1 protein-coding gene is annotated in these 2,134 nt (G+C 70.9%); it reads left to right on the top strand.

The genetic code is table 11. The annotated features are described in order from the left end of the window. Positions 1-190: 190 nt before the first annotated feature. Positions 191-2,083: a DNA helicase RecQ gene (gene recQ, locus BFF77_RS31710; protein ID WP_066956956.1), complete on the top strand. Its 1,893-nt coding sequence runs from the start codon at positions 191-193 to the stop codon at positions 2,081-2,083. The last annotated feature ends 51 nt before the right edge of the window (positions 2,084-2,134 follow it).

Genomic DNA, 2,134 nt, shown 5'->3' with positions numbered 1-2,134 from the left:
GCACGAACCGGGCGGACTCCGGGCGCGCGAGACGGGGTCCGGGTGGGCGGGGCGGAGCCCGGGTGCCCGGGTGCCCGGGGCGATGGTCCGGATGCCCGGGGCGGCGCTCCCGCCGCGAACACCCGCGGATCATGGACCGGCCTGAGCGATCTCGTGAATCGATGTCGTACCGGGCTCGTAGAATCGGCGGATGAGCGCTCCCGATTCCGATCCGCGTCCCGAGGCGAGCCCGCAAACGGCCCCGGCACTCCGTCCCGAGTCGGGCAGCGAGGCGCTGCGCGTGCTCCACCGGGTCTTCGGATACGACTCCTTCCGCGGCAGCCAGCAGGAGATCATCGATCATGTGGTGGCCGGCGGCGACGCCCTCGTCCTGATGCCGACCGGCGGCGGCAAGTCGCTCTGCTACCAGATCCCGGCTCTGGTGCGCGAGGGCGTCGGAGTCGTCGTCTCGCCGCTCATCGCGCTCATGCAGGACCAGGTCGACGCGCTGCGGGCGCTCGGTGTCCGGGCCGGGTTCCTCAACTCGACACAGGATCTGGACGAACGGCGCCTGGTGGAGGCGGAGTTCCTCGCCGGTGAGCTGGATCTGCTCTATCTCGCGCCGGAGCGGCTGCGGGTGGAGTCGACCGTACGGCTGCTGGAGCGCGGCACGATCTCGCTGTTCGCCATCGACGAGGCGCACTGTGTCGCGCAGTGGGGCCACGACTTCCGGCCCGACTATCTGGCCCTGTCGGCGCTGCACGAACGGTGGCCCGACGTACCCCGTATCGCGCTCACCGCGACCGCGACCGAGGCCACCCACTCGGAGATCGCCTCCCGGCTCAAGCTCCAGGACGCGCGGCACTTCGTCGCGAGCTTCGACCGGCCCAACATCCAGTACCGCATCGCGCCGAAGAACGATCCGAAGCGGCAGCTCCTCCAGCTCCTGCGCGCCGAGCACGCCGGAGACGCGGGGATCATCTACTGCCTCTCCCGGGCGTCGGTGGAGAAGACCGCCGAGTTCCTGGTGAAGAACGGGATCGAGGCGCTGCCGTACCACGCGGGGCTCGACGCCCGTACGCGAGCCGCGAACCAGGCGCGCTTCCTGCGGGAGGACGGCATGGTCATGGTCGCGACCATCGCGTTCGGCATGGGTATCGACAAGCCGGACGTCCGCTTCGTCGCCCATCTCGACCTGCCGAAGTCCGTCGAGGGGTACTACCAGGAGACCGGACGTGCCGGGCGCGACGGGCTGCCGTCGACGGCCTGGCTGGCGTACGGACTCCAGGACGTCGTGCAGCAGCGGAAGATGATCGACACCTCCGAGGGCGACGACGCGCACCGCAGGCGGCTGGGCGCCCATGTCGACGCGATGCTCGCGCTCTGCGAGACGGTGGAGTGCCGCCGCGTCCAACTGCTCGCGTATTTCGGCGAGAAGAGCGGCGCCTGTGGCAACTGCGACACGTGCCTGACCCCCGCCGAGTCGTGGGACGGCACGGTCCCGGCGCAGAAGCTGCTGTCGACCGTGGTCAGGCTGAAGCGCGAGCGCAACCAGAAGTTCGGCGCCGGACAGATCACCGACATCCTGCTCGGCAGGAAAACGGCGAAGGTCATCCAGTTCGATCATGACGCGCTGAGCGTGTTCGGTATCGGTACGGAGCTGCGCGAGGCGGAATGGCGCAGCGTGGCACGGCAGTTGCTGGCGCAGGGGCTCATCGCGGTCGAGGGCGACTACGGGACGCTGGTCCTCACGGAGGAGAGCGGCGAGGTGCTGGGCGGGCGGCGCCCGGTGGTGCTGCGGCGCGAGCCCGAGAAGACGGCGGCCCGGCCCGCGCGCGCGGAGAAGGCGGGCAAGAGCCGTGCCGTACCGGTCGATCTCCCGGAGGAGGCGGTGCCGGTGTTCGAGTCGCTGCGCGCCTGGCGGGCCGCGACGGCGAAGGAGCAGGGCGTGCCCGCGTACGTGGTCTTCCATGACGCGACGCTGCGCGAGATCGCCCTGCTGGCGCCGTCGACGCTGGCGGAGCTGGGCACGGTGAACGGAGTGGGCGAGAACAAGCTGGCCAAGTACGGGGAGCAGATCCTGGAAACACTGGGCACGGCCTGACGGAACGCCCACGCCGGTGCCGGGCCGGCGCGGCCCGGCACGGCACCGGCG

This window comes from Streptomyces lushanensis (assembly GCF_001700515.1).
GTDB lineage: Bacteria > Actinomycetota > Actinomycetes > Streptomycetales > Streptomycetaceae > Streptomyces > Streptomyces lushanensis.
Note: the sequence above shows the minus strand (reverse complement) of the source record. Positions and strands in the feature narration are given on the sequence as shown.

Excerpts from the sequence above, each read along its gene's own strand:
- recQ (WP_066956956.1), top strand. The coding sequence starts at position 191 with ATGAGCGCTCCCGATTCCGATCCGCGTCCCGAGGCGAGCCCGCAAACG.